Origin of the sequence: Pseudoalteromonas sp. 120-MNA-CIBAN-0494, from assembly GCF_040308885.1 — a bacterium.
GTDB lineage: Bacteria > Pseudomonadota > Gammaproteobacteria > Enterobacterales > Alteromonadaceae > Pseudoalteromonas > Pseudoalteromonas nigrifaciens.
Genome location: NZ_JBEOOE010000001.1, coordinates 1 through 16,122, shown reverse-complemented (window position 1 = coordinate 16,122; position 16,122 = coordinate 1). Strand labels below are relative to the sequence as shown.

Here is a 16,122-nt window from a genome sequence, read left to right as displayed (position 1 = left end):
TAATAAGGCGCTAATTTATGAAAAAGTACCTGTTAACAGTGGCCGCTGCGATGTTATTAAACGGCTGTGCTGGACAATATAAACAAAGCATTACCACGCAACAAGTTGAGCCGAAAATAAAGTACACTGCCAGTGACGTTATTACTAAAGCCGCCGAGGACGAGTGGCGAGTGGTTAACTCGCAAAATATTTTAAAAATAACCTTACCCACAGGCGCCACTTATATTGAGCTTAATCCGCAGCTTGCTCCACAGCATGTAAAAAATATTAAAAAGCTTGCGCGAGAAGGCTTTTATCAAGGAACGAGTGTTTATCGCTTTGTTGAGGGATTTGTAGCTCAAGGTGGTGCTAGCAGTGCTAAAAAGATTATTAAGACTGCAAATAAATCACTTTTGGCCGAGTTTTATTTAACTACTAAACACCCGTTGGCAATTACAGCCCTTGAAGGTGATGGTTATGCACCTATAACTGGTTTTTTAAATGGTTTTGCGGTTGCTCAAAACGCACTACAAACCCAAACTTGGCAAGTACATTGCAGTGGCATATTTGCAATGGCGCGAGATAACGATATAAATAGTGCAAGCACCGAATTCTTTATCACTATAGGGCAAGCGCCACGTTATTTAGATAAAAACACCACTGTATTTGGACGCGTACTTGAGGGTATAGAGCATGTTAACCGCTTAGAGCGTACCGCTCGCAATGATAAAGAATTTAACCCAATAACTGATATTCAAGTACTTGAAGACATTAATAATAGTGATAAAAGTGTTTTTAAAGTGATGAAAACAAACTCACAGGCATTTAAAAACCTAATTGCGGCAAGAAAAAATCGCTCTGAGCCTTGGTTTGTACATACAGCTAATTATATAGACGTGTGCGCTGTGGCTATTCCCACCAAACGTAGTGAATAAAAAAGGAGCCTAGGCTCCTTTTTTATTACAATAAACACTTATTGGCGGTTAATTTTAACTGCAAATGGCGTGTCGTTATTATGAGTTGAGCGATACGGATTTATATCAAGGCCACCACGGCGCGTATAGCGAGCATAAACTTCAAGATTTTTAATGCTGAGCTGAGTGCTTAAATCGCTATAAATACGCTCCACGCATTGTTCATGAAACTCATTATGGGTTCTAAACGAAATTAAGTAGCGCAGTAACGACTCTCTACATATTTGCTCACCTGTATAACGAATAATTACACTTGCCCAATCGGGTTGTGAGGTAATTAAGCAGTTAGACTTAAGTAAGTGGCTATGCAGGGTTTCGGTTACCGTTTTATTGCTTTGCGATTTTAGAGAATGAGCGTCAATATCGTAGTTATCAATTTCGATATCTAAATCATCAATACACTCACCAGGTAATGGGGTGTAAGGAAGGCAGTTATACTCATCTGCATTGTATAAAGTTACCTGTACTAAGCTGTTAACCACTGCGGTTAGATCTTTAACTAAATGCTGTTTTACTTCATCACGGCTGTTAAATCGAGTTTGGTTAAAGCTATTTAAATACAGTTTAAACGATTTAGATTCAACAAGGTGACTGCTTTGGCAGGCAAAAGTAAATACAGCGATAGCGACTTGCGGCTTGCCTTTGGCGTTTAACCACGACAGCTCGTAACCAGTCCAAATGTCTTGGCCTTTGAATGGTAAAGCGGCTTCGTCAATATTTAAAGCATCTCTATTTAGCTTGCGTGCAATTGGAAAAAGTAAGCTTGGAGTATATTGATCTATATATTCAGTTGATTGGCCTAACACACTGCCTTTAAGGTCGGGAGAATTGCTGTAATCTGTCATGTTTGCCCTTAAATAGTTACAATAGCGGCATTATATCTAATTTAAATGAGTTTCATAGTATGTCTGTTGTATTGCAGTTAACCCAGCTACACCAAAGGTTTAATGACAAAACCCTAAAAAATACGCAAAAACATCCACTTATGGTGCACGATGAGCAATGGCCAAGCCCATGTGAAATAGGCAATGTTGATCAACAAGGTAATATTCAGTGGCAAGCTGTGCTGCAGCAACCTGCAGGCTCGCTTAATGATTTAGCTAAGGCGTTGGATGTTACATTTCCAAGTGGTTTAAATGCGCTTTATGGGCATATGTATGGTGGCAATATTCAAGCTAGTATTGATGGTCACCAAGTTGAATTGTTACAGGCATGGAATAGCGATGACTTTGATTTATTGCAACAAAATATAACTGGCCACGTTTTAATGAAGCGTAAACTTAAACAACCTGAAACAGTATTTATAGGGTTAACAGCACAAGATGATTTGTTAGTAAGTGTGTTATTGCACAGCGGTGAAGTGTGCTTAGAGTACGTAGGCAAAAAAACGCATCATGTGCTTGCTGCCAATATAGAAGAATTTTTGCAAGCGCTTGAGGTTTAATTAAAACAGGCGTTAATTACCTTAAAACGATTTAGTGTAAAGTATTAGCTCGGAATTAATTTTAATATCGAGCTAATACATTAATAATATCTTTAACTTATTGAAAGTCCCACGATATGTTAGACACTAAGGCGCAGGGCTCACACCTAAAATCAAATAATCCAAACCAGGATTCAGGTAACCTCCAATCGCCATTACAGCTTGGGCATTTACGCTCTAGTTCAGAAGTTTTATCGGTGCCACCTACGCGGTATATATAGTAATACACAGGTTTTTTAGTTAAAAAGCTAATTCGTTTAGCAATGTCTTTACCGCGGCGGAATAAGTCGCTTTTAATACTCGAAATTTCTTCAAGAGCAGGAAACTCACAACGTGTTGCGCCATTAATTTGAATTTGATCGCAGGCTTGCCAGTCTTCCTGCCATTTAATTAAGGTTTTATAATCACCATTAGCAATTGCTGGGATCCGAAATAGCGGTACCGGTAAAAAGTCGTCACCACAATAAAGTGGGCTACAAGTATGCACATAAGTGGTGTATAAAATATAGCTAGAAGGCTCGGCGCAGCAATCAGACCCATTAGAATGAATATCTTGACCAATAATTTTTACTTTTGGCGCAAGTAAACCAGCGCTGTGCAATTGCTCAATGCTGTGTTTTACAAATGGACTATTGTTAAGCGGGTGCATAGCATCTTCGTTTGGGCACATAACACGGGTAATAAAGTAACCATCTTTTAAAACAGTAGGAAACTCTTCGCCCATTATTTGGCCATTAAAACGTAGCGCATTAACCAAGCGATTAATAGCTTGTTCGGCTTTCTCTAAAGTGGTGTCTTGGTAGCAATCAAAGGTTAAATCAACAACGAACATTTATAGTCTCGAATTATTATTTTTCTAGTAGGGTAAGTAACCGGTCGAGCTTTTCTTCAATTCTGTCTAGCTGCGAAGTTTTAGAATCGCTACTACTCGGCTGTACTTGGCTTTTCATTAAGTTATAAATTGAATCTGGATTGTTTTTATACTGACTCACCGCCGCAATAATAACAGGCATCGGCACAGGCTTAATTAAACGACTTTTAGTAAGCGCGACAGTAGGTACTTTGCCTTCATCAAGAAGGACTTTAATTGCATCAAATACAGCAGCATTCATTAGGTTTATAACTCTTTAGTATAAATAGGTACGCAGCATGAAGCTGCTGCGTGGAGGCTATAGTAACAATAAATAGGGAGGGGCACATTAAATGTCCCAAATTAAATCAATTACCTTAAAATTAATTGCCTTGGCGAAGGCGTACATCAAGCTCATCAATAACTTCACTCCAATCACTGTCCTCTGCGAGTGATTCAGCTAAAAAATGCTGTTGAGATTCATCCCAAAAAGGTGCATCTTGTATTAACGTTGTATCTTCAATCGCATGGGAAGCAATAAAAGCATCAATCTGAGCTTCAGAACTAGGTAAGCCAAGTTGTGCAAACAGTGTATTTATATCGTGCTTTGTTGTATCCATGTTGTGCTCCTAGCGTGTCAAAATAAGATTATAAATAAACTATAGTCTAAGCCAGCTAAACTCACGCTGAATTTACCATTAATAACTTTACAGCTATAGTTTAGAAAGTGAGTAAATAAAGCGCTTATTTAGAGAACAAATATAAATTTATTATGTGTGTAAGTTGTAGCTATGAGTAAACCCAATCGCATTAAGTTAGTGATTATAGCGCCAAGCTAATGGTTTAATCATAAGGCGAAAATAATGATGTGTTGTTCTAATACAAAAAAGGAATAATAATGACTGTGACCACCCAAGCCGATACATTTAGCGTACAGTATTTAGCCGCAGAAGATATAAGTATTGCCGCAAGTTTAATTTATCAGGCGTATCACGACGATCCTATTTTACAAACTATGCTCAATTACGAGCAAGAGAGTAAATCGGCCTACGAAAAAAAACTTCGGTCATTAATTCGCGAAGAGCTAAGCAGCTTTTGGCAAGAAAAGCAGCCGCTTATTGGTTTATATCGTAACGATAAGCTCAAAGCCGTTGCCTGCGTGTTCGAATCAAACAGCCAATTACAGGCGCAGCGTTATTGGCATTGGCGCTTAAAGCTAATGTTAAGTGCTGGTTACTTACAAACCAATCAACTAATAGATAAAGAGCAAACAATTAGAGATGCACTAGAGCAGCAGGGCAACTACTATTTTTTAGCTTTTATTGCGGTCGATCCGCATTTTCATGGCCAAGGGTTTGGGCGTTATTTATTAAGAGGCCTAAATGACCTAGTTCAATCTAATGCTGAGTCTACAGGTATGGCGGTGTTTGTAACGCGCAAAGAGCATACTCAATTTTTTAAAACCGAAGGGTTTGAAAGCTTTAAGCAGCTTACTTTTAATAAGATTGCGGGCGAATTGTTATTTAAGTCAAAAAACTAAATTTAATTTAGGTTATAAGGTAGCCTGCATTGGTGGTTTACATCCCAAAACGGACATATGACCGTGAGATATATCTCACATCGCTGTGCGAGTTGTCAGTTTAAATTGCATTGAAATAGTTATTCCTTACCTATTTGATTGATATGTAAGGTTATTTTTATAGTTTGTGTTTTTTAATATAAATGCCATTTAATAATTAACAGCTAGGTACTATATCTACTAGCCATTTGCTTTAAACTTTACTTTGTCAAGACGACACAGCTCAATGATTGAGTGATTGCCAAGGATACGGAAGTAGGCAACATAGCAGACGCTAGCAAGAAGCAAAACGGACAAGTTAACACGGATGCAAGGATGAGTAGGAAAGTGCATGATGCGCTTAAGTGGCAGGAGCTACTAAGGGATAATCAAGGATGGCGCTACAGGAAGTAGCCGGAGCGTTAGTTTACGCAGGACAGCCAAGGTGGCAAGAGGATATTGCAGGATGCAATGTGAGGGTGAACAAGGTTGTTTGCTCGTTCAGAGGATGATAATACGGATTACACAGGTAAAGGATACCTAACAGGATGTTTGTCAATTGGGGCGTAACTTTAGTTACGCCTTAGTTTTTTGTGTTTTACTTATTTTTAAATTAAACCTTACCCTAAATTAAACTTTTAGCGCAGTATAAAGGTTATATTTTATGCGGTGGAATAACCACACTTTTTAAATACTCATTTTCCATGATCAGTATTCCCTGATAGGCATTTTCGCCATCACTTGAAAACTCAAAAATAAATTCGCTTTTCACTCCAGGTTTACCACTTTTTAAAAAGCCAAAGCGGCGTTTACTACAGGCAACGCTCATTAATTGCACCTGCAGTTGTTCGCTTTGGCGTTTAGCATGAACGTTCGCCGCCTCGGCTACCTTTCGGTTTAGCCAAAATAAGTAAATTACACTACCAATAAGTATGAACGTCCATAAACTTGCCATTTAAGAGAATAACCTTCCAATTGCACGCGCGAGGGTTTCGCTACGATTTTCTTTACGTAATAAGCCTAATAAATGCGGGCGAATGGTGGGTATTGCAACTAAATCAGCAAAAACACTCACAAATAGTTCAGTAATTTGTTGATGGTGTGCACAGTTGTCCATAAATACATGCAAGCGTTCAGGGTCTTCTAGTTGTTTAAAACAACGCCCAGCAATAGTGAGCAGTACGTCAGCATCTTGATTAACCGATGAAGTTAATACGCTATCGACCAATTGGGCGGTTAAGCCTTGCGCTTGCGCTTTAGAAAGCGAACGTAGCGCTACTGTAACAGCAAACGGGTCGTTATTTTTTATAGCCGCTTGGCCGAACTCTACTAGTAATTGACTTAATGAGGGCGGTATTTCTACATGCTCAAGCATGGCGCTAAGGGGTTGTAATACCTCAACGGGCAAATGAGGCCAGGCTTTTTGTAAATTAGCTAAGTTAGTCTCATTATCGAGGCGCAGTGCAAAATCGGCAATGCCTTGTAATGCCACACTTTGCCAATTTTCAAAACCCAGCTTACCACTAAAGTACAGCTGCGTATGCTCGTAATACTGTGATGCAGGTTGTTTTAATAGTACTTTAAGTTGCGCATTAAAGGCTGCTAATTTATTAGCGTTTGGTGTAAAAACATAAGGATTGTTATCAAGTTTACCATCGGCTTGCTCACCGGTAAGCTGTGTGCCGAGAGCTTCAATTACCATGTCGGCAAAGTGATCGCGACTCGCACTCACCAGTTTGCTTTGCTCATCTACTGGAAATTTCAAAAACCATACATAAGGTTCTTTACTCGCTTTACTATCCCAAAACTGAATAGCTAACCACGCATGACCAGCAAGCGGATATGGGTAAGGGACTTGTGCTTGCTCTATGGCTAAAAATTGTTTTTTATCAAGCTTAGTTATGTGTCTACCAATATCAAACGCGCGCCACTGAGTACCTGCATTATCTAAAAGCTGCCCTAATGTCGCTATTTGCTTACTCATCGTTTTCTCAATTGTTTTTACTACAAAATTGCGTCAATTATACGCCATAGCAAAGGTTGAGGGAACCGCGCTTATAGAGTTTGAGTTTTGATTTTGCTAAATAACTGAGCAAGCGGGGGTAATATTAAGCGGGTATTTTCAGTTACTATAATTTCCCTCTTAATAAATACAAATGGTATTATTACTTCATCTAGTTTTAAGAGGGCGGTTATGTACCAGCAAACCCAAGCTTATTTAGTGCAGTTAAGGGCACTTTTAAAAAAGCATCAGCTTTGGCAAAATGAGCCAATAGCAGCAGAAGCATTACAATCAAACGTGCCTTTTTGCCACGACACCATGGCATTTGAACAATGGTTACAGTTTGTATTTATTGAAAAAGTTGAGCAGCTAATTATTGATAAGCAGCCATTGCCGCGCAACTTTGCAATTGCTCCTATGGCACAAATGACGCTTGCGAGTAAAAAAGGCAGCGATGAAATTATTACTCTGTTAACAGCTCTCGATGCCTTTTTAGGAGATCCAAATGAGTGAGCGCCCAATACCAATTGAGTATGGCGAACTGACTATCTTGTATCAGGATGAAAACTACGTAGCCATAGATAAACCCTCAGGCTTATTAGTGCATCGTTCGTTTTTAGATAAGCACGAAACCCAGTTTGCTATGCAAATGCTACGCGATCAACTTGGGCAGCATGTTTTTCCGGTACATAGGCTCGATAGACCCACATCGGGGGTGTTACTGTTTGCGTTAAGTTCAGAAGCGGCCCGCGATATGAATCAGTTATTTATTGAAGGCACTATTAGTAAACGCTATTTAGCCTTAGTACGTGGTTTTGCACCCGAGTCGGTATTTTTAGATAAACCACTAAAAGAAGAGCTGGACAAAATAGCAGATAAGTTTGCCGATCAAGACAAAGCGCCACAAGAAGCGCAAACTCAGTTTAACTGCTTGCACCAAGCAGCCTTGCCTATTCCCATTGGCAAGTACCCAACGGTGCGCTATTCCCTCGTAGAATGTTTTCCTAAAACGGGGCGTAAACATCAAATTCGTCGGCATTTAAAGCATTTATCACTGCCTATCATTGGCGATGTAAACCATGGTGATAATCAGCATAATCAATTTTTTAGGGAGCATTTTGAGCTGCGCAGATTAATGTTATTTGCAACTGAGCTTAGCTTTGTGCACCCTTATAGTAATGAATCAATAACAATTAAAGCGCCACTAGGTGATGCAATGCTCAGCATTTGCAAACAACTAGGTTGGCCAGATGAAGAAAAGGATTATTAATTAATGGCACATATTAGTATTTTTGTAGGCAGCGTATATGGCGGTGCAGAGCGTTTAAGTGACGAAGTAGCCACAACAATAGAGCAAGCTGGGCATGGCGTTACGGTATTTAATGAGCCAGTGTTGAGCGACATTCAAAGTGCATCACATATTTTAATTATCACCTCAACAACCGGCCAAGGCGATGTGCCTGATAACTTGGCTGATTTTTATAATCAGTTAAATAGTACTTTTCCTATGTTAACCGACAAGCCATTTGGAATTATTGCCATGGGCGACAGAAGCTACGGCGACACCTTTTGTGGTGCAGGGCGCAGCTTTGATGAATTATTACGTGACTTACAAGCTAAGCCTGTTGGTAACCGCTTAGAAGTTGATGCCTGCGAAGACTTTGAACCTTGGCCGGTTACCGAGCCGTGGTTAAAAAATTGGCTTAGTAAGCTTTAATTATTAATAAAGGTGAGTGTTACCCTAAGCTCACCTTTATTATCTGAGTTATTTTATTTTTAGGTAGCAAGATAGCTATGCAGCTAAATCCCATCGCGGTTCATTTGTCTGAAAGTTTTGGCGTAGGCAATCAGCATATCAGTATCAAACCAATCGGTAGTGGGCTGATCAATAGTACATGGTTACTTAGCACTGCTAAAAAGTCGCTAGTAGTACAAAAGCTCAATGTTGATGTGTTTCCTGAGCCCGATTTACTCGTAAAAAATGCCCGTTTAATAGAGCAACACCTAACTAGCAAGCAGCAATTGGGTGAGTACAACTTAGATATTATTCGCCACGTAGCGACTATTAATAATGACTATTTAGTTAACTGTGATCAGGGGGTATGGCGAGCACTAGAGTTTATTGGTGGCAGTTACAGCGACGATGTAGTCACTAATGCTACCCAAGCGCAAACTGCGGCGAATGCCTTTGGTCAATTTGCTGTGGCGCTAGAGGATTTTGATGCAGAACAATTGCACCATGTGATCCCTGACTTTCATAACTTAGCCATGCGTGCACAGACGTTTAAAACTGCAGTTAGTCTTGACCCAGAGCAGCGCTTAGCTAGTTGCCAAGCTGAGGTTGATTTTTGTTTATCGCAATTTACACTCATTGATGAACTCCAAGCATTAGCAGGATCTATACCGGTAAGGCCTTGTCATAACGATACAAAAATAAATAACATGCTGTTTTGTGAGCAATCACATAATGCTAAAGCGGTAATCGATTTAGACACCTGTATGCCAGGGTATTGGCTTTACGACTTTGGTGATATGGTACGCACCTTTTGCTCACCAGAGCAAGAAGACTCCACCGATTTAAGTAATGTAGGTGTGCGCGAAGAAATATTTGCAGCCATAGTTAAAGGTTACGTAGAGCCATTAAAAGGCCTGATCACCGAGCAAGAAAAACAAAGCTTTTGGCTAGGCGCTAAAGTGATGACCTTTATGATAGGCCTGCGATTTTTAACAGATTATATTGATGGCGATAATTATTTTTCAATCAAACATGCCAATCATAATTTAGAGCGGGCGCAAAATCAGTTTGCGCTTTATAAAGATATTATTGCAAAACAAAGCACCCTTAAAGCAATATTAGCACAAGCCTAAAATAACTAAGGCGCTATAAGCGCCTTAGTTTTACCTGTTGCAGTTTAACTGCTTCTAACATCTACTTTTAATTTAAGCTTTTGCCCCGGCTGTAAATACTTTTGCCCGGCTAAACTATTCCACTTTATAATGTCGTTTACAGTTAAGTTAAACTTAGACGCAATACGCGCTAACGAATCACCACGGCGCACTTTATACGTAATTGTACGATGCGTAGTGTTTGCTGCTGTCTTTGCTTTATTAGCAGGTTTATATACCGTTAGCTTTTGATTTAAACGCAATGTGGCGCTTTTCTTCAGCTTATTCCACTTTGCAAGCTCATCCATAGTGACATCGTATTCACGACTAATATCCCACAGCGTATCACCACTTTTAACCGTATGCGAAAGCTTAGTACGGCTGGTATTATTAGCCGCAGAGCGCATTTGCTCTGGTAAATGTTCGCTATTAATTGCGCCATCAGTTAGTGGCACTAATAGTTGCTGACCGACTCTAATTGTATTTGAGCTTAACTTATTTAATGATCGGATTGCACTGGTGCTGGTGGTAAACTTTTTGGCAATAACCGATAAACTGTCGCCACGCTCAACCGTATATTGCTGCCAGCGTAAGCGGTTTTTAATATCAGTATTAGCTAATTTTTGACTAAACTGCTCAGCTTTATCAACCGGTAATAGTAAAGAATGCGGGCCATTAGGATCGGTTGCCCAACGATTAAAACCAGGGTTTAACCTATACAACTCAGTGAGTGTTATATCGGCCATTTCTGCAGCGAGTGCTAAGTCAATTTGCGAACCAATTTCAACTACTTCAACAACTTGTGCATTTATAATAGGATTCCACGTCACGTTAAAGTCATCTGAGCGCTTTAATAAGTCGGCCAGTGCTAATAATTTTGGTACATAGGCGGTGGTTTCGCTAGGTAAATCAAGAGACCAAAAATCGGTCGGCAAGTGTTTTTTGCGATTCTTTTTAATCGCGCGCAACAAGCGACCTTCACCCGAGTTATAAGCTGCAATGGCATTGAGCCAATCGCCCTCAAGGGTTTTGTGTAAATACGACAAGTAATCAAGCGCAGCGCGAGTTGATTGTACTATGTCGCGACGCCCGTCATACCACCAGTTTTGCTTTAAATCGAAACGCTCACCGGTTTGTGGCATAAATTGCCAAATACCCGACGCTGTGCGATGCGAGTAACCAAACGGATCAAAAGCACTCTCTACAATAGGCAGCAGTGCAATTTCGATAGGCATTTCACGTTTTTCTATTTCTTCAACAATAAAATGCAAATAAGGTTCGGCACGCTTCGAAATACGATTTAAATAAGATTGGTGCTTTGCATAATAGTTACGCTCGGTAACTACGGGGCGATTTTGCGGCACCTCTATTGAAAGCTGGTAACGAATACGCTCCCATACATCATCAAAAATAGGTGCTTCAGTGTCAGTATCTTTAACGTGTTGATACTTGGCGCTGCTCATTAATGCATTGCTAATATCGTGTGGACTTGCGCCTCCAAGCTGCTTATTTGCTTGAGTTGCGGCTTGCGAGTCAGTGTTTTCGTTTGTTAACGTTTGACAGCCGCTTAGTGCTAATACTAAAACCAGTAATAGGGGAGATTTATTCATAAATACCAATACATGGGGTAAAAAACTCGGCGAATACTACCCGTTATGAGCTAACATTGCCACTTGTGACCTTTTAAAACACTTAGCAATAATCAAATGCTAATTTTAACTTTTTGATTGCTAAACAAAAAGTACATGTGGCTATTGGTTAGCGGATTAAAAATGGTCTTTGAACTTTCTCAGACCCGCAAAGTTTTCCCAAGGTTCATTGTTTTTTGTAACCGAGCAAAATTCATTTGGTAATAGTTCAGTAATGTTAGGTAAATCGCTGCGCATAAAGGGGTTTATTTTTAGCTCTTGGCCGATAGTGCTTGGTAAAGTAATTTCATTTTTGCTGCGCAGTTCATCTACTCTTTTACTATAGGCAAGTAGCTCTGGGTTACGCGGTTCAATGGCTATTGCAAAAGCGAGGTTAGCTTGAGTGTATTCGTGAGTACAGTAAACTTTGCAATCAGTAGGTAATTCGCGCAGTTTATTAAACGAGTGCCACATTTGCTCTGCAGAGCCTTCAAATAAACGCCCACAACCACCACTAAATAAAGTATCACCAGTAAAGGCAAGTTGTTCATTAACATAACAAATATGATCTAGAGTATGCCCGGGTGTCGCTATAATATTAAAAGCAGTATTAAGCACTGTAATACTTTGGCCATCAGTAAGTTGCTGAGTAATCCCCTTAAACGGGCTGTTAGTTGGGCCGTATACAGCAATATTTGGGTTTTCGCTAACCAGCTTTGCTACGCCATCGGTATGGTCGTAATGATGATGGGTAATTAAAATACCCGCCAAGGTTAAATTATGCTGCGCCAAATAATCAAGTACTGGCTCTGCTTGGCCCGGATCGACTACCCAAGCTTGCGTATTATTGCTTGTAGTTAAGCACCAAATATAATTATCTGAAAAGGCTTTAATTGCTTTGACTTGCACCATGTAACGTTGCTCTATAAAGTGACAGTTAACACCTAGTATAACGAGCTCATAAAATGAAACCAGCCCTTAGTTTTCAAGAAGGACCTAAACCGTTGTCATGGCAGCAGTTTCCTCATGGGGATTATTTACGCTGTGAGATTGAACGTAAATTAGCGCCGTGGCTCCCCCGTATGTTTGGCTACCATATGCTTAAGTTAGGTAGTTTGAGTGGCGAGTTAAACACCAGTAAATGTTTAATAAAACACCAAGTGTGCGTAGCGCAAGCGGGCGCTCACACCGGCGTTATTGCCGATATAGACGAATTACCATTTTATGAGCACACTATTGATGCATGCATTTTAAGCCATTGCTTAGAGTATCACTCAGATCCTCACCATATTTTACGCGAAGCACATCGCACTTTAATTCCAGGTGGGTATATTGTGGTAACAGGCTTTAATCCGTTTAGTTTATGTGGGCTTGCGCAATTATTACCATTTAGTGGTCAGAAACTGCCATGGACAGGGCGTTTTTTTACCCCTGCACGGGTTAAAGATTGGCTTAATTTATTGGGATTTGAAATAGTGAGTGATGAGCGCTTTATTTACTCATCACTGGCGCGAGGTAATAGATTGTCGCGTTTTGCGTTTTGGCGTAGCTTTACCAAACAATACTTAAAACCTATGGGCAGTGTTTACATGCTGGTGGCACGTAAACGTGTTGCACCGCTCACACCCATTAAACCTAAGTGGCATGCTCGCCCGCGCTTTACAACAGTAGAAGGGGGCCTTAGACAAACCTCAAAGCAACACTTAAAGCATTGTGAGCAAAATAAAAAGTAATTTGGTATGTGCTAATCAGCTTTAAGGTTGATAACCTACATCATCGAGTAAATCTTTACTGCCAGCGGCATCGCGCGCTAAGTCATCTACAATTTCATTGTATTTATGACCGCTATGCCCTTTAACCCATTTCCAGGTTACGGTGTGTTTAGCGCACGCTAAATCGAGTCGTTTCCATAAGTCGACATTTTTTACTGGTTTTTTAGCTGAGGTTAACCAGCCGCGCTTTTTCCAATTCGTGATCCAAGACTCAATACCTTGTTTCACATATTGGCTATCGGTAGTGATATTAATAACACATGGGCGAGTTAATACTTCCAGAGCCACAATTGCCCCCAGCATTTCCATGCGATTATTAGTTGTTAGTTTATAACCTTGACTCAATTTTTTTTCATGTTCGTTATAAATCATGAATATACCATAACCACCGGGGCCTGGATTACCTAAACACGAACCATCGGTATAAATCTCTACGGTTTTTTCCACTGTTTTACCTTGATATTATGTACAATAAAGTGATTATAGAAAGATACCAGAGTCAGGATTAATTCGATATGGCACGCAGACAAATAGTTTTAGATACAGAAACCACCGGCATCGACCCTAAACAAGGGCATCGTATTATCGAAATCGGGTGTGTTGAATTAGTAAATCGCCGCTTAACCGGCAATAACTTTCATGTGTATATTAACCCGCAGCGTAACAGTGAAGAAGAAGCAATAGACGTTCACGGTATCACTAATGAGTTTTTACGTGATAAACCACTGTTTCATCAAATTGCTCAAGAGTTTTTTGATTATATTAAGGGTGCAGAACTGGTTATTCATAATGCGCCGTTCGATATTGGCCATATGGATAACGAATTTTCTCTGCTTAACCAGGGCTATCCTAAAACGGCCACCTTCTGTCAAGTACTCGACACGCTTAAAATGGCGCGTGACTTGCATCCAGGACAAAAGAACAACCTAGATGCGTTATGCCGTCGTTACGACGTAGATAACGCTAAGCGAACCTTGCACGGCGCATTACTGGATTCTGAAATATTAGCCGACGTTTACCTAGCAATGACTGGCGGACAAGTTAAGCTAAATTTGAATCAAAACAAAAATGACGATACCGAACAGCAAAAAGGCGGAATACGACGCTTAAGCGCCCAAAGAGCACCTCTTGTAGTATTAAGCGCCAGTGAGGCAGAACAAGCTGCACACGAAGCACGATTAGATATTGTTAATAATGAAGGCGGCCACTGTATATGGCGCGCTGATTAAGGCCATATTATGAAAACCTTTTATTTGGTAACCGCATTAGTATCTGCTAGTTTTTTTGCAACCAGCGCATATGGCGTTAAACAAGTTGAAGTACTAAAGCGTGATGGGAGGCAAAATGAAATCCCTTTATTAGATAATCGTTTTCGTATTGATAGTAAAGTAGCTGAAATAACCTTACTTTTTTTTAGAAAACCAGGCTCACCGGCTGTTATTTTAGTAAGGCCCGATGGCAGTAAATATTTTGCTACCGAATCAGTTAAAAACCCTGGCTTAAGTTGGCATGACGAGCTTAGTTATGATTTGGTTACCATACGCAACCCCATGGCTGGCCCTTGGCAAGTTATAGGTAATATCTTACCCGACAGCCGCATTGTCGTATTAGGCCAGGTATCACTTGAGGCAGAGCCGTTACCGGAAATGCTGTTTCGAGGCGAGACAATAAAAATCACCGGAAAAATTTTAAATGACGGTGCTCCCATAAATGCCAATCTATTTAGAGATGTCGTTACCTTAAATGTTGATTTTGTAAGTACTAATAGTGCAGAGGCTGCTAATTTTGGAGCCAGTACTCAAGAAGTCGCTGAATTTAAAGATGATGGCCGAGGGTTTGACGAACGCCCAAACGATGGCGTTTTTACGGGCGAGTTTAAATTAGACTTTCCCGAAGGAGAATGGATCCCCGAACTCTACATAGCAACCCCCTTATTACAACGTCGAATAGTGCAAAGCAGCATTGTGGTACATTCTGCCCCAGTAAGTTACGACATGACGCTAGCAGAGCAAGAAAGTAACGAGCACCTTTTAGCTATTAATTTAGATGACACAATAGTTAAGCCAGAAACCGTAATTATGCAGGGTAAAATTTACTACCCTAATAACGAAGAGCAAATGTTTAGTATAGAGTCGGATGCACAACATACGAGGCAGTTAGCAATTAAAAATTATGGTTGGGGTCGATATAGTGTCGAGCTGTCTATTTTTGGCACAAATATAAAGGGTCGTGAGTTTATGGCAACGCTGCCAACGTACAAATTTGAAATTGCACGCCCAATAGAAGCGGTACCAGCAGTTGATCCAGCGACCATAATTCCACCTGATTTAATGATTGAGAGTGAACCCGTAGCAGAAAAAATAGCGAATTGGGTTTTACTCAGCTTAATTATTGTTGGAAATCTGTGCGTTTTATTAATGGGTTGGCTGGCAATTCGTATTTTTGTACAGAAAAAATCGCTTAAATTTAAAGTGAAGCTGCCTTTTATAAATAAAAAGACAACAACAAATGACGATGTTGGTAATTCTGAAAAAAAGCAAAGTACTAAAAACGGCTCAAAAAATGACAAAAGCGGTGAAATTTTAAACCTTTCGATGACAGATGACTAAAAAACCTAAATAAAAGCGAAAAAGCCCTTGACGAAATAGGGGCTGGTTCGTATTATTCACGCCGCTGTCAGGGGAGACTCAAACAGCAACGAAAATGTGGAGTGGTAGTTCAGTTGGTTAGAATACCGGCCTGTCACGCCGGGGGTCGCGGGTTCGAGTCCCGTCCACTCCGCCAATTTTCGAAAACTTGTAAGCAAAACTGGAGTGGTAGTTCAGTTGGTTAGAATACCGGCCTGTCACGCCGGGGGTCGCGGGTTCGAGTCCCGTCCACTCCGCCAATTTTCGAAAACTTGTAAGCAAAACTGGAGTGGTAGTTCAGTTGGTTAGAATACCGGCCTGTCACGCCGGGGGTCGCGGGTTCGAGTCCCGTCCACTCCGCCA

The 16,122-nt window shown here is 40.4% G+C and carries 19 protein-coding genes and 3 tRNA genes; 13 read left to right on the top strand and 9 right to left on the bottom strand.

What is annotated here, in order from left to right; all coding sequences use genetic code 11:
• Window positions 1-17 precede the first annotated feature (17 nt).
• Window positions 18-914 carry a peptidylprolyl isomerase gene (locus AAEY55_RS00110; protein WP_182677419.1) on the top strand — a complete coding sequence of 299 codons (897 nt, stop codon included), beginning with the start codon at window positions 18-20 and terminating at the stop codon, window positions 912-914.
• Between the two features lie 38 nt (window positions 915-952).
• On the opposite strand, the gene queF is transcribed toward AAEY55_RS00110, so the two are convergent.
• Window positions 953-1,798 carry an NADPH-dependent 7-cyano-7-deazaguanine reductase QueF gene (queF, locus tag AAEY55_RS00105; protein WP_011328638.1) on the bottom strand — a complete coding sequence of 282 codons (846 nt, stop codon included), beginning with the start codon at window positions 1,796-1,798 and terminating at the stop codon, window positions 953-955.
• Between the two features lie 59 nt (window positions 1,799-1,857).
• Here queF and syd point away from each other — a divergent pair, with 59 nt between their 5' ends.
• Window positions 1,858-2,397 (top strand): SecY-interacting protein, encoded by a 540-nt coding sequence (gene syd / locus AAEY55_RS00100; protein WP_089368970.1) that lies wholly within the window; start codon window positions 1,858-1,860, stop codon window positions 2,395-2,397.
• A gap of 97 nt (window positions 2,398-2,494) precedes the next feature.
• Here the strand turns inward: syd and AAEY55_RS00095 are convergent, their stop codons facing one another.
• The 3 genes from AAEY55_RS00095 to AAEY55_RS00085 form a co-directional block, all read right to left on the bottom strand.
• Complete coding sequence (locus AAEY55_RS00095) at window positions 2,495-3,268, bottom strand: Zn-ribbon-containing protein (RefSeq protein WP_350549520.1); 774 nt, start codon at window positions 3,266-3,268, stop codon at window positions 2,495-2,497.
• A gap of 16 nt (window positions 3,269-3,284) precedes the next feature.
• Window positions 3,285-3,548: a hypothetical protein gene (locus tag AAEY55_RS00090; protein WP_011328635.1), complete on the bottom strand. Its 264-nt coding sequence runs from the start codon at window positions 3,546-3,548 to the stop codon at window positions 3,285-3,287.
• A 121-nt stretch (window positions 3,549-3,669) separates the two neighbouring features.
• Window positions 3,670-3,906 (bottom strand): DUF2789 domain-containing protein, encoded by a 237-nt coding sequence (locus AAEY55_RS00085; RefSeq protein WP_011328634.1) that lies wholly within the window; start codon window positions 3,904-3,906, stop codon window positions 3,670-3,672.
• Between the two features lie 278 nt (window positions 3,907-4,184).
• Between AAEY55_RS00085 and AAEY55_RS00080 the strand changes: the two genes are divergently transcribed.
• Window positions 4,185-4,826: a GNAT family N-acetyltransferase gene (locus AAEY55_RS00080; RefSeq protein ID WP_011328633.1), complete on the top strand. Its 642-nt coding sequence runs from the start codon at window positions 4,185-4,187 to the stop codon at window positions 4,824-4,826.
• Window positions 4,827-5,499: 673 nt separating this feature from the next.
• Here AAEY55_RS00080 and AAEY55_RS00075 read toward each other — a convergent pair.
• Together AAEY55_RS00075 and AAEY55_RS00070 are read right to left on the bottom strand one after the other, a co-directional pair.
• Window positions 5,500-5,799: a DUF3301 domain-containing protein gene (locus AAEY55_RS00075; protein ID WP_011328632.1), complete on the bottom strand. Its 300-nt coding sequence runs from the start codon at window positions 5,797-5,799 to the stop codon at window positions 5,500-5,502.
• Window positions 5,800-6,828: a DUF3549 family protein gene (locus AAEY55_RS00070; RefSeq protein WP_089368533.1), complete on the bottom strand. Its 1,029-nt coding sequence runs from the start codon at window positions 6,826-6,828 to the stop codon at window positions 5,800-5,802.
• A 210-nt stretch (window positions 6,829-7,038) separates the two neighbouring features.
• On the opposite strand from AAEY55_RS00070, the gene AAEY55_RS00065 reads away from it, so the two are divergent.
• The 4 genes from AAEY55_RS00065 to AAEY55_RS00050 all read left to right on the top strand — a co-directional run bounded on the left by AAEY55_RS00065 (window position 7,039) and on the right by AAEY55_RS00050 (window position 9,714).
• Window positions 7,039-7,359 carry a YqcC family protein gene (locus AAEY55_RS00065; RefSeq protein WP_192531553.1) on the top strand — a complete coding sequence of 107 codons (321 nt, stop codon included), beginning with the start codon at window positions 7,039-7,041 and terminating at the stop codon, window positions 7,357-7,359.
• Window positions 7,352-8,116 (top strand): tRNA pseudouridine(65) synthase TruC, encoded by a 765-nt coding sequence (gene truC, locus AAEY55_RS00060; RefSeq protein WP_011328629.1) that lies wholly within the window; start codon window positions 7,352-7,354, stop codon window positions 8,114-8,116. Before AAEY55_RS00065 ends, truC begins: the two co-directional genes overlap by 8 nt.
• A gap of 3 nt (window positions 8,117-8,119) precedes the next feature.
• Entirely contained in the window at window positions 8,120-8,563 is a 444-nt protein-coding gene (locus tag AAEY55_RS00055) for a flavodoxin (protein WP_011328628.1), read from the top strand.
• Window positions 8,564-8,640: 77 nt separating this feature from the next.
• Window positions 8,641-9,714: an aminoglycoside phosphotransferase family protein gene (locus tag AAEY55_RS00050; protein ID WP_338411595.1), complete on the top strand. Its 1,074-nt coding sequence runs from the start codon at window positions 8,641-8,643 to the stop codon at window positions 9,712-9,714.
• 44 nt (window positions 9,715-9,758) lie between these two features.
• On the opposite strand, the gene AAEY55_RS00045 is transcribed toward AAEY55_RS00050, so the two are convergent.
• Window positions 9,759-11,342, bottom strand: a complete 1,584-nt coding sequence (locus AAEY55_RS00045) for a LysM peptidoglycan-binding domain-containing protein (RefSeq protein ID WP_350549515.1) — start codon at window positions 11,340-11,342, stop codon at window positions 9,759-9,761.
• Window positions 11,343-11,498: 156 nt separating this feature from the next.
• Complete coding sequence (gene gloB / locus AAEY55_RS00040; protein WP_350549512.1) at window positions 11,499-12,272, bottom strand: hydroxyacylglutathione hydrolase; 774 nt, start codon at window positions 12,270-12,272, stop codon at window positions 11,499-11,501.
• Between the two features lie 53 nt (window positions 12,273-12,325).
• On the opposite strand from gloB, the gene AAEY55_RS00035 reads away from it, so the two are divergent.
• On the top strand, window positions 12,326-13,093 hold the full coding sequence (locus tag AAEY55_RS00035) for a class I SAM-dependent methyltransferase (RefSeq protein ID WP_011328624.1): 768 nt from the start codon (window positions 12,326-12,328) through the stop codon (window positions 13,091-13,093).
• Between the two features lie 21 nt (window positions 13,094-13,114).
• Here the strand turns inward: AAEY55_RS00035 and rnhA are convergent, their stop codons facing one another.
• The gene (rnhA, locus tag AAEY55_RS00030) at window positions 13,115-13,579 is read right to left on the bottom strand and encodes a ribonuclease HI (RefSeq protein WP_011328623.1); all 465 of its coding nucleotides are present in this window, start codon (window positions 13,577-13,579) and stop codon (window positions 13,115-13,117) included.
• Between the two features lie 68 nt (window positions 13,580-13,647).
• Here rnhA and dnaQ point away from each other — a divergent pair, with 68 nt between their 5' ends.
• The 5 genes from dnaQ (at window position 13,648) to AAEY55_RS00005 (ending at window position 16,122) form a co-directional block, all read left to right on the top strand.
• Window positions 13,648-14,361 (top strand): DNA polymerase III subunit epsilon, encoded by a 714-nt coding sequence (gene dnaQ, locus AAEY55_RS00025; RefSeq protein WP_086999245.1) that lies wholly within the window; start codon window positions 13,648-13,650, stop codon window positions 14,359-14,361.
• A 9-nt stretch (window positions 14,362-14,370) separates the two neighbouring features.
• A complete protein-coding gene (locus AAEY55_RS00020; protein ID WP_350549508.1) occupies window positions 14,371-15,741 on the top strand; it encodes a TIGR03503 family protein in 1,371 nt (456 codons plus the stop codon).
• 98 nt (window positions 15,742-15,839) lie between these two features.
• Window positions 15,840-15,916 (top strand) — tRNA-Asp (locus tag AAEY55_RS00015).
• 26 nt (window positions 15,917-15,942) lie between these two features.
• A tRNA-Asp gene (locus AAEY55_RS00010) sits at window positions 15,943-16,019 on the top strand.
• 26 nt (window positions 16,020-16,045) lie between these two features.
• Window positions 16,046-16,122: transfer RNA gene (locus tag AAEY55_RS00005), tRNA-Asp, on the top strand.